This window comes from Pedobacter paludis, from assembly GCF_003173575.1.
Taxonomy (GTDB): domain Bacteria; phylum Bacteroidota; class Bacteroidia; order Sphingobacteriales; family Sphingobacteriaceae; genus Pedobacter; species Pedobacter paludis.
The window spans coordinates 240,843-261,465 of sequence record NZ_QGNY01000002.1 but is presented as its reverse complement, the minus strand read 5'-3'; the positions used below and the strand labels follow the sequence as shown (position 1 = coordinate 261,465).

Genomic DNA, 20,623 nt, shown 5'->3' with positions numbered 1-20,623 from the left:
TAAAATAAATTTGGTGGTATTGCCAACTAACTATATTTTAGCGCATTATTAAATATCATTAACTAACCTATTTTCAAATTATGAAAAAACTTCTACAAAGTTTGTTCATACTTATGTTTGTTGCTTTTTCGGCGATGGCACAAGATCGAACAATCACAGGTACTGTTACGTCATCAGAGGATAATCTTCCGATTCCAGGTGTAACAGTAAAAATCAAAGGTGCTACAGGTGGTGCAATTACAGGAGCAGACGGGAAGTATTCCGTATCAGTTCCTTCAGGCGCTACAGCATTAGAATTTAGCTCTCTCGGCTTTACAACCCAAACTAGAACAATTGGTTCTTCAAATGTAATCAGTCTTTCTCTTGCTACAGATGCTAAAATCTTAAACGAGGTTGTGGTTACTGCTGTTGGTATTGAAAAAAGCAAGGCTTCTTTAGGTTATGCTGCAGATAATATCAAAAGTGCAGATTTAACTACAGGTAGACAGACCAACTTAATTAATGGTATTACTGGTAAAACTCCAGGCGTACAGATTGGTCGTTCAAGTGGTGGTGTTAATACAGCTACACGTATTACAATGAGAGGTACAAGATCTTTACAGGGTGAAGGTCAACCTTTATTCGTAATTGACGGTATTCCGATTGATAACTCAGCTACTCAACCATCAAGCAGTTCTACAAATCAGGTTGATGTTGGTAACCGTGTTGGTGATATCAATCCAGATGATATTGAATCAGTAACAGTTTTGAAAGGCCCAAATGCTGCTGCATTATATGGTTCTCAAGGTAGAAATGGTGCAATCATCATTACTACAAAAACTGGTAAAGATGCTGCATCTAGAAACAAAAAATTAGAAATCAACGTAGTTTCATCATTCAACTTAGATAACGTCCAAAAATTACCAGAATTGCAAAATGAATTTGGTTCAGGTTATGAAAATGGCACTGGAAATCCTCCAATTTATGATGAGATCGAAAATACAAACTGGGGCCCTAGATTAGATGGTTCAATTGTTCAATCAGGACCAACATTAGCTAATGGTCATAAATTGATGATTCCATATAGTGCTGTTCCAGATAACGCTAAAAACTTTTTTAATACAGGTTCTAATATTCAAAACTCAGTATCATTCTCTGGTGGTAGCGATAAAGGATCTTTCTATGCTTCACTATCAGATAACGAAGTTAAAGGTGTTGTTCCAATGGATAAATTCCGAAGAAACACTTTTAAATTATCAGGATCAACTAAATTGGCCAATAATGTAAATGTAAGTGCAAACATTTCGTATAACAAAAACTTAACCAATACCTCTTTTAGTGGTACAGGAAATGCAACAGTTATTAATGATGTGCTGAACGTGAGTCGTCAAATTAATTTAGAAGACTTTAAAGATTGGAGAAATTATGAATTTGCACAAACTCAGGGTTTCTTCAATGGTTATCAGCCAAATCCTTATTATGCTTTAGAGAACAACAGATTTAACAGTAACCTTGACAGATTTTTAGGTAGCTTCCAAGTTACTTACGATCCAGCAAAATGGTTAAATGTTACTTATCGCTTAGGTACGGATTATACATCTGATAGAAGAAAACAAACTTTTGAGAAAACTACATTTGGTTCAGGACAACGCCCTACAGCCACTCCCGGTGCAATTACGGAAGATGCTTTTTCAAACAGAATCGTTAACTCTGATTTATTGTTAACCTTCAAAAAAGATATCAACAAGGATTTTAATGCAACTTTGATCTTGTTAAATAACGTTCGTCAAAACGATAGCCGTAATTTAACAGCTTCTGCAAGTGCAATTTCTACACCTGGATTCTTTAACTTATCTAATCGTGTAGGTGAACTTGGTGGCGGTGAGTCTTCTTTCAAAAACAGAATTATCGGTTTTGCTGGAGATTTAACAGTTGGATATAAAAACTATGTTTATTTAAATGGAACTTTAAGAAATGATATTTCTTCTACACTTCCAAAAGATAACAACTCTTATTTCTATCCATCAGCTAGTTTAAGTTTCATTGCTACTGAAGCAATTGATGCATTAAAAAACAGTGATGTTTTATCTTATGCTAAATTCAGAGCAAGTTATGCTAAAGTAGGATCAGATGCTAATCCATATAACTTAGTGCCAACATTTGGTGCTGGTACTGGATTCCCATTCGGTTCGATAGCAGCTTTTACCTTATCAAATACTACGCCTAATCCAAACTTAAAACCAGAATTTACAACTTCGTATGAGTTTGGTACAGAACTATCTTTCATTAAAGATAAATTAGGCTTAGATTTTACATATTACAAAACTAGTACTGATGGACAGATTATCAATGTTGGTATCCCTTCATCTACTGGTTTTACTGCAGCAACAGTTAACGCTGGTGTAGTAAGTAATAAAGGTATTGAAGTTGCTTTAAAAGGAAACCCTTTCAGAAATCGCGATGGTTTTTCTTGGAACTTCAGTGTTAGTTACACACACAACAAAAACTTAGTAGAGTCTTTATATAATGGCGCACAACAACTTCCGTTAGGTGCAGGAGATCCAGTTCCAACAGCTATTGTTGGTCAGCCAATTTCATTGTTAGGTAGTGCATATTTGCGTGATCCACAAGGAAACGTTGTTGTAGACGCTACATCTGGTTATATCAGATTAGACCCTACCTTGAAAAATTTAGGACAGGTAAGCCCTAAACACATTTTAGGATTTAACAATACTTTCTCATACAAAGGCTTCTCATTATCAACAACATTTGATTATAGATCAGGTAACGTTATCTATTCAGGAACGAAGAGTACGTTAACATTTACCGGTTCTACTGAAGAAACTACTCAATATGGAAGAGAAAGATTTATCTGGCCAAATTCAGTAATTGAGACTTCTCCAGGTGTTTTCACTCCAAATACTACAGTTAAAACACGCAGTGGTAACTTTGACTTCTGGTATGGTAACTTTGATAGTTTTGCAGAATCGAGTATTGTTGATGCGGCTTTCTTGAAATTAAGGGATATTTCATTCGGATATCAGATCCCAGCTAAATTTTTAAATAAAACACCTTTCGGTAGAGCAAGTTTAACAGTTAGTGGTGCAAACATTTTATTATGGACACCGAAATCTAATAAATATATTGATCCTGAAGCAAGTATTTTCGGAACTAATAATTCTCAAGGTAGAGAATTTACCAGTATCCCATCTACAAGAACATTCGGTGTAACTTTAAATGCTACTTTTTAGTATTTATAAATAATCAGACATATGAAAATTAAAAATATCATAAAGGGAATAGCACTGGTATCGCTTACATTAGCGGCAACAGGCTGTGAGAAGAATTTTTTGGATATCAACGATAATCCAAATACCCCAACAACAACAACTCCAGAGCTTGTTTTGCCTGCGGCATTATCAAATACAGGTTCAAACGTTAATAATAATTTAAATGTTCTTGGTAATTTATTAACAGGAAACTGGGCCCAATCACCAGATTTCTTGTTCTATCAGCCTCAAGAAACCTATCAATTAACACCGAATACTTATGATGCCGTTTGGACTTCACTATATGCTGGCGGTCTTAATGACTACAAGTATGTTGAGCAGCAAGCGACGGCTTCAGGAAAGAAGAATGCTTTAGCAATCGCTAAAATAATGCAAGCATATAATTTTCAGTTGCTTGTTGATACTTGGGGTGATGTACCCTTTAGTGACGCACTTAAAGGAACTACAGTTGTAGCGCCAAAATATGATAAAGCGGAAGACATTTATGATGGTATTCTTACATTGTTAAATGATGGAATAGCGAATATAAACGTAACGGCTACAGGTGATAATCCTTCGGCGGCTAGCGATATTATGTTTGGTAGTGGAACAATCACTTCGTCTCCAGCTACTGCAATGAATAAATGGTTAAGGTTTGCAAATACTTTAAAACTTCGTGTTTTATTAAGACAATCCTTAATTCCTTCTCGTGCAGCTAAGGTAACTGCAGGATTTGCAACTTTGGCAGGCCAAACATTCTTAGGCGCTGGTGAAAACGCAGGTGTTAATCCTGGTTATATTAACCAAGCTGGAAAATTCAACCCATTATACGGTCAAATTGGATTTAGTGTTACAGGAGCTGAGAGTTCTAATTATCAAGCAACTAGAGCAAATAAATTTGCTGTTGATTATTTAAATTCAGTTGCTGACCCAAGGATTGGTTTAATTTACAGACCCGCTGTAGCGCCAATTCCCGCAACTCAAACTTACACTGGTGTTTATCCAGGAACGACAGCTACACCAACAACTAAAAAGGATAATTATTCTGCTGTTGGAGCCGGTGTTTTACCATCAAGTGCGAACAGTGGTTTTGCTAAGCCTGCTTATTTGTTAACTGCTTCGGAAGGATTTTTCTTACAAGCCGAGGCCATTTTAAAAGGATATCTTCCTGGTGGGGCTACTGCTGCACAAGCTGCATACCAAGCTGGAATTGATGAGTCATTCAAGTTATTGGGTTCTACTGCAACGGCAGCAAGTGCTTATTATACAGCTTCAACCTCACCACTTGTAAACTGGACTTTAGCAACAACGGCTAATCGTCAGTTTGAAGCAATTATTACTCAGAAATGGATAGCAAATAATGGCTTCAATGGTAATGAAGCTTGGGCTGAATATCGCAGAACAGGTTTCCCTACAAATATTCCGGTAGGTTTAAATAATGTTAGTGGAGGTAAATTGCCATTACGTTTACCTTATCCTCAAAATGAATTAGCGAGTAATGGAGGTAATGTTCCTGTAATTAATATCTTCAATAATAAAATTTTCTGGGAGAAATAATTTCTTTCTAGCAATTAAAAAAAAGCCGATCTTCTTATGGAGATCGGCTTTTATGTTTTAAAACCATAGCATTTTAATAAAGAATTAAGGAACATAATTAAATTATAATTATAAATTTTGAGAGCACTAATTCATTTTAAATTAATATTGTTTTTTACTTAACAAGCTTGTGAGATCAGATCTTAAATTATGTCATAATTTTATATAAATTGAAATTTTCGCAAAGTAAAATGCATATTTCTTATAATTGGGCTTAATTTTTGGTTTGTATCAGTTATAATGATTTGCTTGTGCTGTTTTTTGCTCCATTAAATATATTATCATTTATTTTTGTTCTCCAAAACTGCATTATTTCACGTTTTGTAGTTTCATAAAATGATTTTAAGCTTGTTAGGCTTCTATTTTGAGATATGTTTCAGGTTATTCTCATTTTCTTCTCATTTTTCTTATTGTAAAATTTGCATTACAGTATACTTATTTTATATTAGTGTTTTATTAACTAAACTAAACTTAAATTTTTTATGAAAAAACTTCTACAAAGTTTGTTCATATTGCTATTTATTGCAGGCACTGCAATGGCGCAAGAAAGAACAATCACTGGAACAGTTACGGCTAAGGATGATGGTATGCCCCTCCCTGGAGTAAGTGTTAAAATTAAAGGTGCTTCGGGCGGAACCACAACCGGAGCTGATGGAAAATACTCTGTTAGGATATCTGCTAGCGCAACAGCACTAGAATTCTCTTCTATAGGTTTTGCATCGATAACAAAAACCATTGGCTCATCCAATACTTTGAATGCCACTTTAGAAAACGATTCAAAAACACTTACTGATGTTGTTGTTGTTGGTTATGGCACACAAAAAAGAGGAGAAACTACTGGTAGTACAGCTTCTGTTAGCGGATCTGCAATCGCTCAAAAGCCAATTCAAAGTTTGGAATCTGGATTAGCCGGTAGAGCTGCGGGTGTTCAAATTACTGTTCCTGCTGGTTTATTAAACACACCTCCGGTATTTAGAATAAGAGGTACCAACTCTATCTCTCTTAGTTCACAGCCACTATTTGTTATTGATGGTGTTGTAGCTACAACGGGCGATCAAGGATTAACAGCTTCGGCAGCAAATCCATTAGCAAGTATTAATCCTAACGATATTGAAAGTATTGATATTGCCAAAGATGCGGCATCTACAGCTATCTATGGTAGCCGTGCTGCTAATGGTGTTGTTTTTGTAACAACAAAACGCGGTAAAACCGGTGCTCCAAAAGTAAATTATGATTTTTGGGTTGGATGGTCTAAGGCCTATCGTTTACCAGAACTATTAGATGCATTTCAATATACTGATTATAAAAATGAAGCCATTGCAAATGCAAATGCAATTCGTTCTGGAAGTGTTAACGTAACTTTTAATGGTGTTTCGCAAATCCAGAAGTTTGTTTTAACAAATGGTCCCGATGGGCAGCCAATAAATACAAAATGGTATGACTATGCATATCGCACAGGTGTTTCTCAAAATCATAATGTTAATGTATCTGGCGGAACTGATAACACCAAATACTATATGGGCTTTGGTTATACCAACCAACAAGGTATTTACCAGAAAAATGATTTTAAAAGATTAAACGGACTATTCAACATTGATAGCAAGCTTAATAAATTTATAACTATAGGTGGTAAATTATCTTATTCTAATGAAAAAAACTTAGCTGCAATTTCTTCCGGTTCATTAAATGGTGAAGCTTATGGAACTTCAGGTATTGCTAGAACAGCATTAGTAAATGCGCCAAACGTTTCGCCATACAACAATGATGGATCTTTTAACCTAGGCGCAACTTTCGTTGGCCCAATGAACAATATTGTAACTGGTAACCAAGTGGGTTTTTACAATTTTGCTCAAGTACTTTCTTTAAATAGAGAAAATAATGAATTAGACCATTTACAATCAAATGCATACGTACAGTTAACGCCATTAAAATGGTTAAATCTTAAATCGATGTATGGTATTGATTACATTAATAGTGATAATGATATTTTCTATAATCCAGTACACGGGCCTGGTCAAGGTGTTGGTGGTGAAGGAATAGGGGCTTTTAGAAAAAGAAAGAACTGGACTTGGACCAACACGGCACAAGCAACTTATGATGTTTCGGAACACAATTTCAACTTATTGGTTGGCCAGGAGCAACAAAGAAATACTGTAACAGGTTATGGTATTGATCGTCAGGGTTTAACAGATCCTGCCTACGATGTTGTTCAGGCTGGATATACATTAAATAACTCAACTGCGGCAGCTTATGGTGAAAACTATCTGTTATCGTATTTCGGTCGTTTGAACTACAATTATGCAGGAAAATATTTTTTAAGCGGTAACTTAAGACAAGATGAGTATTCTGCATTGGGAATCAAGAAAGGAACTTTTTGGGGTGCATCTGCAGGATGGGAAATTACAAAGGAAAATTTTTGGACTACTTCAGGATTAGATAAAATCTTCAGCAGTTTTAAAATTAAAGGTAGTTATGGTAAAGTTGGAAACATCTCGGGAATTGGTGATTATGCAACTTTCTCAACTTATGGTTCTGCATTGTATGGTGGAATTGCTTCATCAATCTATAGCGCATCAGGAAACAAAGAGTTAACATGGGAAACTAGTAAAAAAACAGATGTTGGTCTTAATTTTGGAATCTTAAAAGGAAGAATTGAATTTGAAATTGATTATTACAAAAATAATATCGATGGACTAATTTTAAATGTTTCCCAATCACCATCAACAGGTGTTCCTTCGAGTGTTGCGACAAACATTGGTTCTATGTACAACAAAGGATTCGAATTTAATGTAAATGCAACGCCGTTAAAATCTACAGAGTTTTCTTGGAACAGTAATTTTAACATTGCTTATAATAAAAATGAGGTTACTGCACTTGCTCCAGGCTTAACTGAAATTATTACTCCAACGGGTTCTACAACAACTGGTGAAAATGTAAACCGTTCTATCCCTGGATATTCAATTGGATACTTATATGTTGTTAGAACAGGTGGTGTAGATCCTGCAACTGGAAGAAGAATTTTTTATAACGCTGCTGGTAGAGCAGTAACTTATCAGCACATAGTTCCTACAGGACAATCTCAATGGACATACTTAGATAATGGTGCTACAGCCCCAGCCATCACTCAAGGTGCAGATGCTGTGATGTACCATAATACTGCCCCTAAATTTTATGGTGGTTTTGATAATACTTTCCGCTACAAAAATTTTGATTTAAATGTAATGCTTACTTATCAATTGGGATTCTGGGTTTCTTACGGAACCAATGCTGGTTTACATGATCAACGTTATTGGAACAATGCTGTTGATGTTTTAGCTCGTTGGCAAAAACCAGGTGACATCACTCAATTCCCGAGGGCAGTTTACACTGATAATGTTTCTTATGGTAATACTATTCCATTGGATATCAATATATTTAAAGGAGATTTCGTTAAATTAAGAAATGTTAGCATCGGTTATACAATTCCTCAAACAGCATTCGGAAAAACGAGTATCAATAGACTTAGAGTATATGTAGCTGGTCAAAACCTTGCAATTATGACAAAATACCCTGGTCCAGATCCTGAAGTTTCTTCAAATGGTTCAAGTTCTTCTGGTCAAGGCTCGGATAGAAATTCTGGTCCAAATGCAAGAACTTATACAATGGGACTTAGCTTAGGTTTTTAAAGTAAAAAAGAAGAAATCATGAATAAAAGAAATTTATATATAGCTATTTTATGTTCGGTTGCCGTTTTTACAAGTTCTTGCAAGAGAGAATTTCTAGATCCGTCACTTAAAACTTCAGTAGCTGCAGAAAATGCTTTTGATACTCAATTTCGTATTGAAAGCCAAGCAAACTCTCTATATGGTTCATTAAAAAATGGGTCTTTTTATGGAGGTCGTTATTTAGTTTACGGAAACGTAAGAGGCGAAGATTTTATAAATGAAACTGGAAACTTGGTTACAGCTTCAGATGTTTGGAGCATGAATTTGGCCAATAGTGCAACTTCAGTAAAAAGCCTTTGGTCTCAAGCCTATTTAACTATTAACAGATGTAACGTATTTATAGATGGGATGGTATCTAAAGGTAATTCTGTTGTAGGAGATGCCGTGGGGGCCAAATACATTGCAGAAGCTAGACTAATTAGAGCATTATCTTATTATAGCTTGTTGCAACTTTTTGCTAGACCATATGCTGATGGAAATGGAAGTAAACCAGGTTTGCCGCTTAGATTAGTAGGTATAACCGGTCCTGGATCATCAGACTTAGCAAGAAGCACTGTAGATCAGGTTTATACGCAGGTTATTGCTGATTTAAATTATGCAGAAACAAATTTACCATCAACAAACGGTTCGGCTGTTTTAAATACAACAAGAGCGCACAAAAATACAGCAATTGCTTTAAAAACTAGAGTATATTTAAGTATGGGCAAATGGGCAGAGGTAATTACTGAGGCAAATAAGCTTGTTCCGGCAGTTGCACCTTTTAAAGCTAAAGCTAACGTAGCCAATGATCTAGTTGCCGATATTGCTTCCGTATTTAAAACACCATACACAACGGCAGAATCAATCTTTTCATTGCCAATGACATCGTCAGCTAGTCCGTTAGATTATCCGGGCACACAAAATTCATTGGCATCATATTTTTACTTTACCAATGCAACACCAGGAACTACAGAGTTTTCTTTAAATCCTGTGGGAATTGTAGCCAACACGAGCTGGAAGGCAACGGATAAAAGAAGAGCATTACTGTTCACTTCTGCTGCTTCAAAGCAGTTTGTTGCAAAATTTACTACTGCTAGTCCGTATACAGATTGGGTACCTGTAATTAGATGGGCAGAGGTATTATTAAATCTGGCTGAAGCGAGAGTTCGGAGCACAAATACTGTTGATGCACAAGCATTGTTATTACTTAATGCTGTTCGCCAACGTTCTGATGCAACAACTACACTAGCTCCAGCTACTGTTGCCGATTTTACCGATGCATTATTATTAGAGAGAAGAATAGAGTTTTTAGGCGAAGGCTTAAGGGCACCAGATTTAACTCGACTATTATTAACAATCCCATTAAAAGGAAGTGCGCCATCTAAAGGCCCAACCGAAAATGGTTATATATGGCCAATTTCATCAGAAGAACTTTCTCTGAATAAGTTAATGACAGATAACTAAAATTTAATTAGGAAAAAGGGGTTGCGGTTGCAACCCCTTTTTTTATGGAAATAATGAGTTGTACAATAAGTTGCCATTAAATCTATCAAGAAAAATGCCAGAAGCTAAATGTCTTTAATTATCAGAAGCAGTCAGTTTCATTCTAAAAATTAGATGGTTACCATAAAATTATATAATATTTTATAGGTGTATTAGTGCGGTAATTATTTTTTAAAAGACTTTAATTTTGCATTATATTCTATTAAAATTTTTACCTAATAAATTATAAAACTAATGTTTTAGGTTTAAATATGTTTAAAACGCACTAACAACTATATTGTTAGTTATTTTAAATTGTCATAGAAACGTTAAAAACCCAAGTTTTTGCTGCACTAACCTGAAATAAGAATCTTTTTTTTATTTGTAATATTTGAATTACATTGCAATAAAACTTAGTTTAGCAAATTATTAAGTAACCAAACAAATAACTAATCTTAATTTCATGAAAAAACTTTTACAAAGTTTGTTCGTGCTTCTGTTTGTTGCATTTACTGCATTAGCACAAGATCGAACAATTACTGGCACTGTAACGTCTTCAGATGATGGCTCTCCACTTCCCGGCGTTAGTGTAAAATCAATTGGCTCCTCAAGTACAACCATTAGTGGAAACGATGGTAAATATACTTTAAGAGTACCAACATCAACTAAAAGTATTCAATTTTCTTATGTTGGATATTTATCAAAAACCGTAAGTCTATCTGCCTCGAATGTTTTAAATGTTAGTATAAACCCCGATACTAAAACATTAAGTGATGTTGTTGTTGTAGCCTATGGTACGGCAAAAAAAGAATCTATCACTGGATCTGTTTCGAGCATAAGTTCCAAAGATCTAGAAAAAAGAGTAGTAACTAATATTACTGCTTCATTACAGGGTTCTGCACCAGGTATTTCAGTATTGGCCTCAAATGGTCAACCTGGCACTAGCTCCACAATTCGTATTCGTGGTTTTGGTTCATATTCATCTTCCAGCAGTCCACTTATTGTTTTGGACGGATCTGTATATGATGGGAATATTGGTGATATCAATCAAAATGATGTTGAAAGTATTTCAGTATTAAAAGATGCATCATCATCAGCTTTATATGGTTCAAGAGGCGCGAATGGTGTAATCATTGTGACTACAAAAAGAGGTAAAGCCGCAGAACCAGCGATTAATTTTAACTTTAGTCAAGGTTTTTCAACTCGAGGTATTCCCGAATATAGCCGTTTAGACGCTTACCAATATTACCCGGCAGTTTGGCAAGCTATTAAGAATAACTTAATGTTTTCTGCCTCTCCAGCACTAACAGATGCTGCTGCATCTACCAGAGCTTCTGCAGATGTATTTACCAACTTGGTTTATAACCCTTTTAATGTTCCAGGCGGTCAAATAGTGGGTACAGATGGTAAAATTAATCCTAATGCATCCTTATTATATGACGACTTTAATTGGTATGCACCTTTAGAGCGTACTGGTAAAAGAACTGATGCAAATATTAGTACTTCAGGACGTAGCGATAAAACTGATTATTTTGTGTCTTTAGGTTATTTAAAAGACAGCGGTTTTATTCTTAAATCGGATTTTGAGCGTTTTAATGCACGCGTTAACGTAAATACAAAACTTAGATCATGGTTAAAAACTGGTTTAAACTTATCGGGAGCAATGTCCGATGCCAATACAGCTAGTGATGCATCTACAGGAAACGGATCAAGTTTTGTCAACCCATTTTCATTTGCAAGAGGAATTGGCCCAATCTATCCGGTTCATGCATTTACCACTGCTGGAGACCCAATTCAAAATCCGCTCACCGGAGAACAATGGTATGATTATGGTATTCATCCGGGAGCGATAAACCGCCCAGCTGGTGCTTCACCTGGTCGTAACGTAGTGTATGAGACTATACTTAATGATAACAAATACAGAAGAAGTCAATTAAGTGCAAGAAGTTATCTTGAAGTGAAATTTCTTAAAGACTTTACATTCACTCCAACAATTAGTATGGATTTGAGAAACAATAATGTTGATCAGTTTCAAAATCCAATCGTTGGTGATGGTGCTGGCTCTAATGGTTATAAGTTTCAAAGTAATTCAAATACTCGATCTTATACCTTTAATCAAATCTTAAATTATAACAAAACGATTGGTAAACATACAATTTCAGTGTTAGCTGGTCATGAAAACTATAATTTCAAGTATAAAATTTTTCAGGCTGACAGAACAAATATGGTTGCTCGTGGCAATACTGAATTTGCTAATTTTGTTACTGCATCTAGTTCTTATGGTAGAGAAGATAACGACCGTATTGAGTCTTATCTATCTAAAGCAAGTTATAGCTATGATGATAAATACTTTGTTGATGGATCTTTAAGACGTGATGGTTCTTCTAGGTTCGCTGCAGATCAAAGATGGGGAACATTTTTCTCCGCTGGTGCTACTTGGGCTATCAAGAAAGAAAGTTTCTTGAAAAACGTAAGCTGGCTAGATGATTTGAGATTAAAAGTTTCATACGGACAAGTGGGTAACAATGCCTTGCTTGATGGTAGTGGTAATAGCAGGTATTATGGAGATAGAGCCTTTTTTGATCTTGGCTCGAACAGTAACACAGAAGGTGGTGTACTATTAGCCTCAATTGCTACACCTAATCTAACTTGGGAAAAACAAAATACTTTAAACACCGGAATTTCATTTTCATTTTTCGGCAGAAAATTATATGGTGAATTAGAGTATTACAACAAACAGGTAGATGATTTAATCTTTAGTGTTCCTCAGCCATTATCTGCAGCAGTAACAAGCGTTTATCGTAACATCGGTTCAATGTATAATAGAGGTGTTGAGCTTCAATTAGGTAGCGATATCATCCGTAATCAAGATTTCACATGGAATTTGTTAACAAACTGGAGTATCTTCAAGAACAAAATCACCAAGCTTCCTGATGAGACACCAACTATTATTAGCGGAACCAAGAAAAGAGAAGTGGGCCATGGTATTTACGATTATTGGTTAAGACAATATGCAGGCGTTGATCCAAATGATGGTTCTGCTTTGTATATCCCTGCTGAGGGCACGGCTGCCGCAAATATTCGTACTGTAAACGGGGTTCAATATGTAACCAATCAATCATTTGCTAAATTTGATTATTCTGGATCAGCAATTCCTGATTTGATGGGCTCGTTTGTAAATACATTCAGTTACAAAAACCTATCGTTATCATTTATGATCAATTATCAGGTTGGAGGAAAAGCTTATGATTCAGTGTATCAAGGCTTAATGAGTACAGGATCATACGGTGGTGCATTACATACAGATATCTTAAATTCATGGACACCTGCAAACAATACATCAGATATTCCAAGAGCTGATTTTGGAGCTTCAACCAATACAAATGCAACATCTAACAGATGGTTAGTCGACGCCTCTTATTGGAGTTTACGTAATGTTAACTTATCGTATAGCCTACCTAAGGCTTGGTTAAATAAAATTAAAGTACCAAGTGCCCGCATTTTTGCAACTGGAGAGAATTTATACCTACATTCAAAAAGAAAAGGATTAAATCCTTCTGAATCTTTTGATGGCGTAAATGGTAATACTTATCCTCAAAGCAGAAACTTTAGCTTAGGTATTAATTTAACTTTATAATATTTAAAATTAGTGTAGAAAGAGATATGAAAAAGCTTTTAATATTAACCGGCTTAGTGGTAGCTTTAATTGCTCCAGGCTGTAAAAAAGAATACCTTGAAACAAAACCAACTGATCAGGTTGCTTTAGAAGAGGTATTTAGTTCAACTACAAATGCAAGTGCTGTAATTAACGGTATTTACGCCTATATGAATACAAGAACTACAACAACCACATCAAATGCACAGGGTAAACCAGGTGTTGGTGGTATTTTGTTGGGTATTGATTTTATGGGTGAGGATTTGCACCAAGCGGCAGCAACTTGGTTCACTTCTACTGGTGAAGGTAACTACGTTGCACCTCGTACCGATAATGCAGCTAGTAATCTATACTATTATCGTACATTTTATCGCATGATCAATAACGCTAACTATGTGTTAGATAACATTGATGCACCAACTGTAACGGGATTAGATTCGGAAAAAATTAGATTAAAAGCTGAGGCTTTAACAATTAGAGCTTATGCATATTCGTATTTAGTACAGTTTTACGGTACAAGATATAATGCCGCAGTGGTACCAAATACTCAATTAGGTGTTCCATTAGTTTTAACTTCTGCTGATCTTATAAAACCGCGTGCAACTGTAGAAGATGTTTACAAACAAATAGTGGCTGATTTAGATAAAGCAATTAGTTTAAATTCTACTACCAAAGCAAACAAAACACATGCTGATGTTTGGGTGGCAAAAGGATTAAGAGCAAGAGTTGCCCTAACTATGCAAGATTATCCAAATGCGATAAAATATGCAAAAGATGTAATTGATGGGGGTAAATATCCATTGATGAGCCAAAGCGATTATGTAAGTGGTTTTAATAATAATGCATTATCTGAATTTATGTGGTGCGCAATGCCTACAACGGAACAAGGAGATACTTTTGGATCATTTTATGCTCAAATTGCCTATAATGCAAACACTACTTACATGCGTGGTACGCCAAAAATGATCAATTCAGCATTATATAACCAGATACCGGTTAATGATGTAAGAAGAAAATTATGGGAACCAGCTCCAACAGCGGCCAACTTTCCGCTTCCTACAACAGCCTTTACCCGTCGTGCGTACATGAGTAGAAAGTTCTCTGTAAAAACGGTAGGTGATCCTTCTTTGGGGGATACTCCTTGGATGAGAAGTGCAGAGATGTATTTAATTTTGGCAGAAGCGTATGCAAGAAGCAGCCAAGATTTACTTGCGCAAAGTGCATTGTTTGATTTAGTTAAGGTAAGAGATTTAACGGCAGTTAAATCAACCAAAACCGGAACTGCCTTGGTTGATGAAATCATGATTAATCGTAGGGTTGAGCTTTGGGGAGAAGGTTTTAGATACTTAGATTTAAAACGTCTAAACTTACCTTTAGATAGAACCACAGCAAATGTTCCTAACTACGTAGGTACATCAGTGGCTAACCTTTTGACTATTCCAGCTGGTGATGTTAAATTTTTATTCTTAATCCCTCGTGATGAGTTAAATGCAAACCCTGCTATTCCTCAGAGTGCTCAAAATCCTTAAGAATTAAACTTCTTATAAATCAAAAAAGGGGTTGCAACTTGCAACCCCTTTTTTTTGCACAAATTCTATCATCATATTTTATAACCATCAGGTAATAATAACAAGTAATAATAATAGTTAATTTAAACATAGTGTATTTTATATCGATGCTTATAATAACTAAATATTTAGGTTTGTTATATTAATGTTTAAAAATAATTACTAAAAACTAATAATTTAGGTGTTTATTTTGTTAAAATTAACCAATTACTATTCTTTTAGTTAATTATTTATGATAGAATTATGAGAAAAATATATTTTTATATACACTAACTCCAAATTTAACTGCAAATTTGCCCTAAATAATTTGATTTTTGTATAAATAACACTAGTTTAGTAATCAGATAATTAATCAAACCTAAAACTAAACTAAATTTTTATGAAAAAACTTCTACGAAGTTTGTTCATTCTTATGTTTATTGCGTTCGGCGCATCCGCACAAGAAAGAACAATTACTGGTACAGTTACATCTCAAGAAGATGGCCTCCCGGTACCCGGTGCAACAGTAAGGGTTAAGGAGATCCCAAATCTAGGTACCCAAACCGGGTCAAATGGAAAATTTTCTCTTCGAATTCCAGCAAATGGGAAAACATTAGTGGTAACTTTTTTAAGTTACGAAACTAAGGAATTTATTATTCCGTCTAATAACATTGTAAATGCTGTTTTAAGCTCAGATTCTAGATCTTTAAATGAGGTTGTTGTAACCGGTTATGGTACTCAAACTAAGAAGGAGCTAACTGGTGCGGTAGCCAGTATTAGTGGTGATAAGATTGAAAATATGCCTGTGCAGACTTTTGATAAAGCCATGCAGGGACGTGCAGCTGGTGTTCAAGTAACTACAAATAGTGGGCAGCCCGGATCTGGCATTTCTGTTCGTGTAAGAGGTGTAGGTACTATTAATGGAAGTGCTGAACCATTATATATTATTGACGGAGTACAAGTAAATGCAGGTGGCCTTTCAACTGCAACTACTCAAAACGTATTAGGTGCTATCAATCCAAACGATATAGAATCTATACAAATCTTAAAAGATGCAGCTACGGCAGGGATTTATGGGTCGCAAGCAGCAAACGGAGTTGTCATAGTTACTACTAAACGCGGTAAGCAAGGTAGAACAGCAGTTAAGCTTTCCGTTCAGCAAGGAGTAAACTCCCAGATTAATCCTTATGAACTTCTTAATTCTCAACAATATTATGAATTAAGAAGAGAAGCGATTGTAAATAGGGCCTTGCGTTTAGGTAATTCTGTTGCAACGGCAGTTACTAATTTTAATACTGCATCTTTTGGAGCTGCAACAGTTGATCCTACTACATTAACAACGACCGATTGGTACAATGAAGTGTTTCGAGATGCTAATTTTGGAGAGTATAATCTTTCTTTTAGTGGAGGTGCTGAAAAAACAAAATTCTTCATTTCGACCAACTTTAATAATACTGACGGTGTTGCAATCGCTTCTGATTATAAAAAGGGGGGCATTAGAGGGAATATTGATAATCAAATCACAGATAAACTTTCACTTGAAGCAAACTTAAGTTTAACCTACACAAAGTCTGGCGGACCAAGTACTAATGCAGGATTTTTTACAAATACTCCTTTTACAGGAGCGTTATATATTCCACCTTATAACACGGTTTATTTGCCTGATGGATCTTATCGTAACGGAGCCAACTTGCGTAATGCTCAGAACGTAAACGTAATCCAGCATTTAAATGAAGAGTTAAGAAGTACAAAATCGATCCAATCAATTAGTAATGTAGCCTTAAATTACAAAGTAATTCCTGGCTTAACCTTAAGAGCCTTCGGTGGTATTGATTTTGCAGATGCAGCCAACTATAACTACAGACCAACTACCATACCCATTTATGCTCCAACGGGGGGGTCTGGAAGTGAAAGTTCGATAAGAAATTTTAATTTCAATACAAGTGCAACGGCTTCTTATACCAAGTCTATAAACAATGATCATAATTTTTCAGTTTTAGGAGGCTTTGAATACAGGTCTGCTACTCAAGAGCAATTAGGTGCTTCTGCACAGGGATTTCCTAGTCCCCTATTTGTTTTAATTAGTAGCGCATCAACCCCACTTACAACAACCTCAACCTTTACTCAATATAAAATTGCGAGTTTAATAGGAAGTCTGAAATACGACTACAAAAGCAAATATCTGTTTTCAGGTAGTCTTCGTTACGATGGATCTTCAAGATTTGGAAACGATTACAAATTCGGTCTTTTCGGTGGTGTATCTGGGGGATGGAGAATTTCACAAGAGGAATTTTTGAAAACTTCAAAAATTATAAGTGAATTGAAACTTAGAGGAAGTTTCGGGGTTGTAGGTACACAACCTACTACAGATTTCGGAGCTTTAGCACTGTATGGCTCTCCAGGTTCAACCGGGGCATATAATGGTGGAGGTAGTATTCGTCCAACTCAATTGGCAAATCCTGAGTTAACTTGGGAGCAAACACAACAAACAGGTATTGGATTGGATTTCGGTTTTCTAAACAATAGAATCACCGGCGCAGTTGATATTTATAAGAAAAAAACTACAAAACTATTATTGGATAGAGCTTTACCTATTAATAGTGGTTTTACTTCAATTAGAGAAAATGGAGGGAGATTAGATGGAAAAGGATTGGATCTAGAATTAACAACAGTAAATTTAGATTTGCCGAATGGTTTTAAATGGACCACAACATTTAACATTGCTTTCTTCAAAAATAAGCTTATAGAACTTAATAATGGTGCTACAAGAATTGGAAATACCCAAATAGTTGGTTACCCTACCAATATTTTATACACATTTAAGTACGCAGGTGTAAACCCTGCAGACGGTAGGCCGATGTACTTTGATAAAAACAACAACATTACCTATGTTCCTGTGGCTGGAATTGATGCTGATGATAGAATCATTGGTTATGGAAATCCAAAATCTTTTGGTGGTTTTGGCAATACGTTTTCTTTTAAAGGATTTAGTTTAGATGTACTGTTCCAATATCAATACGGAAATTCAAGTTATCTTCAAACAGCACAAATACTCGAAGCATCTGGTATGTCAATAGAAAACCAAGTGGTAAGCCAGTTGGGTAGGTGGACAGCCCCGGGCCAGCTTACGAGTATTCCAAGAGCTTACGATGGTTATACAGAACCAGGAGGTTATGATCCAACTAACTTATCTTCAAGATATATTCAAGAAGCATCATATATTCGTTTAAAGCAGGTTAGCTTGAGTTATAGATTGCCACATTCTTTAACTTCAAAAATTGGATTGCAAGGAATTAATGTGTTTTTACAAGGCTTAAATCTTGCAACAATCACAAACTACAGAGGCGAGGATCCTGAGAATACAGGAAACAATTTAAATGGTTACCCTCAACCAAAAACTATTTCTGGTGGTATAACGATTGATTTATAACGGACAAACATGAAAAGGAAATTAATAATATTTAGTATGTCGCTGGGCCTATTTTTAAGCTCATGCGATAAGATGGTCGAGGTAGAACCAAAAAACTCCGTATCGGCAACAGTTGCATTAGGAACAATATCCGGTTTCGAATCTCTATTAAACTCAGCTTATGTAAGATTTATAGCTTTTACCTATTATGGTAGGGATTTTACACTTCTTCCTGATGTAATGTCTGATAACTTATATACTGAATTAAGTGTAGCTAATGGCCGGTATATTGCTCAAAATAGCAATCAGATTAACTCACATATGAATTTGTGGACAAACAGTTATTTAATTATTAACGAGGTTAATACCATACTCGATAATATTGACAAGCTGAGTGATCCTAAAGTGAACCAAATTAAAGCAGAAGCTTACGCTCTAAGAGCATTAGCTTATTTCGATTTAGCACGAGTTTATGGTTACGAGCCTGTAAATGTGGCTACTGCGGGTGGTGGTTTTGACAAAAGTGTGCCCTTAAGATTAAAATCTACAGCTGTTGTTGCTGATGCTGCGCAGGCACAAAGAGCCACCGTAACAGAAGTTTACAAATCAATAGAATCTGATTTAAGATCAGCAATTGCATTATTTGGGTCTGGTGCTACAGCATCAAGATTTAGATTTAACAAAGGTGCTGCTTACGGTTTATTGGGTAAGGTTTATTTGTATTCTGGTAGATGGGCAGAAGCTGTAACTGAATTGGATAATGCAATGAGTACAACGAATACAGGAGCAAGGTTGGCTGCCGCAGGTACTTACGTTGCCGCATTTAAAGCTTCTCCAAATACAGAGTCGTTGTTGGAATTTGTAATTAGTCCAACCGCACAATTATCAGGTGTCGTTGGTGGAAATGACTCTATGTATTCATATACCCACCCTAACGGTTATAATGCAATATCTACATTTGGTGGTCAAACATCTTCCGATGAATTATTTGCACTTTTTAATGCAGGAGATGATCGTTTGAATATGTTTTTTAAATATGGCGGAACATCTGCCAGTCCGGCACCATTATTTAATTGGGTAGATAAGTATTCTGCAGCGCTTGGTGTTTATACAGACAATGCTAAAGTTATTAGATTTTCAGATTTATTATTAATGAAAGCCGAAGCACTTGCAGAACAAACCCAATATGGCGCAGCTGCAACCATAGTTACTCAGTTACGTGCAAATAGAAATGCAACTGGTGTTACGGTACCTATAGATATAAATATTAAAGAATTCATTCAAACAGAAAGAAGAAGAGAACTGTTTTTTGAAGGTCACCGCTGGTTTGATTTAAAACGTAGAGCTGTCGGAATTTCTAAACCAGCTAAAACTGGTGTTGCAACGCTGCTTCCTACAGATTTTAGATTACTTGCGCCAATTCCTAATGCTGAAGTATTGTTAGGAATTCAAAAAAACCCTGGATATTAACTCAAGAAAAAGATGAAAAGATTATTATTATACGGATTGGCATTTGCATCTATTTGTACAATTTTTACAAGTTGCATGCCAAAGGATGAATTGGTTTATACTGGTCCAACTGTTATCGAATTTAAAAATCACCTACTCAGTAGAGTTACGGCAAAACAACCAGCCGGTGTTACTGCAAATGCAGTATTATCAAGAACAGCTAGCGTAAATACACGTGGTACTGATACGATTTATGTACAGCTTGTTGGGCCACAAAGGGCTGCGGCAACAGAAGTGGGATTTAGCGTGGTTGGTACAAGTACAGCTGTTGCGGGTACTCACTATAATTTCAGACCTGTTGGATCTACAAAAGTAACTATTCCTGCTAACTCTTCGGTAGGATACCTTTTAGTTGATATGATACCAGGATCAGTTACAGGTACAGCAACATTTCCATTAGTGCTCACACTAACAGGAAATGGCGACACTTTTCCTAGTGAAAATTATAAAACATTCACATTAACGCTTAGAAACTAAATTTATTAACTATCCTC

Annotated in this window: 9 protein-coding genes; all 9 read left to right on the top strand. The window is 35.8% G+C overall.

The window, feature by feature from the left end:
- Positions 1–80: 80 nt before the first annotated feature.
- Positions 81–3,230, top strand: coding sequence for a SusC/RagA family TonB-linked outer membrane protein (locus tag DF947_RS05635; protein ID WP_109928732.1), 3,150 nt, complete (start codon positions 81–83; stop codon positions 3,228–3,230).
- A gap of 21 nt (positions 3,231–3,251) precedes the next feature.
- A complete protein-coding gene (locus DF947_RS05630; RefSeq protein WP_109928731.1) occupies positions 3,252–4,805 on the top strand; it encodes a SusD/RagB family nutrient-binding outer membrane lipoprotein in 1,554 nt (517 codons plus the stop codon).
- Positions 4,806–5,326: 521 nt separating this feature from the next.
- Positions 5,327–8,509 carry a SusC/RagA family TonB-linked outer membrane protein gene (locus tag DF947_RS05625; RefSeq protein ID WP_109928730.1) on the top strand — a complete coding sequence of 1,061 codons (3,183 nt, stop codon included), beginning with the start codon at positions 5,327–5,329 and terminating at the stop codon, positions 8,507–8,509.
- Between the two features lie 18 nt (positions 8,510–8,527).
- Positions 8,528–9,991 carry a RagB/SusD family nutrient uptake outer membrane protein gene (locus DF947_RS05620; RefSeq protein ID WP_109928729.1) on the top strand — a complete coding sequence of 488 codons (1,464 nt, stop codon included), beginning with the start codon at positions 8,528–8,530 and terminating at the stop codon, positions 9,989–9,991.
- A gap of 481 nt (positions 9,992–10,472) precedes the next feature.
- Positions 10,473–13,646 (top strand): SusC/RagA family TonB-linked outer membrane protein, encoded by a 3,174-nt coding sequence (locus DF947_RS05615; RefSeq protein WP_109928728.1) that lies wholly within the window; start codon positions 10,473–10,475, stop codon positions 13,644–13,646.
- Between the two features lie 26 nt (positions 13,647–13,672).
- Complete coding sequence (locus DF947_RS05610; RefSeq protein ID WP_109928727.1) at positions 13,673–15,193, top strand: RagB/SusD family nutrient uptake outer membrane protein; 1,521 nt, start codon at positions 13,673–13,675, stop codon at positions 15,191–15,193.
- Between the two features lie 418 nt (positions 15,194–15,611).
- Positions 15,612–18,641 (top strand): SusC/RagA family TonB-linked outer membrane protein, encoded by a 3,030-nt coding sequence (locus tag DF947_RS05605; protein ID WP_109928726.1) that lies wholly within the window; start codon positions 15,612–15,614, stop codon positions 18,639–18,641.
- 9 nt (positions 18,642–18,650) lie between these two features.
- Positions 18,651–20,090 carry a RagB/SusD family nutrient uptake outer membrane protein gene (locus DF947_RS05600; RefSeq protein WP_109928725.1) on the top strand — a complete coding sequence of 480 codons (1,440 nt, stop codon included), beginning with the start codon at positions 18,651–18,653 and terminating at the stop codon, positions 20,088–20,090.
- Positions 20,091–20,102: 12 nt separating this feature from the next.
- Complete coding sequence (locus DF947_RS05595; protein ID WP_146202874.1) at positions 20,103–20,606, top strand: hypothetical protein; 504 nt, start codon at positions 20,103–20,105, stop codon at positions 20,604–20,606.
- The last annotated feature ends 17 nt before the right edge of the window (positions 20,607–20,623 follow it).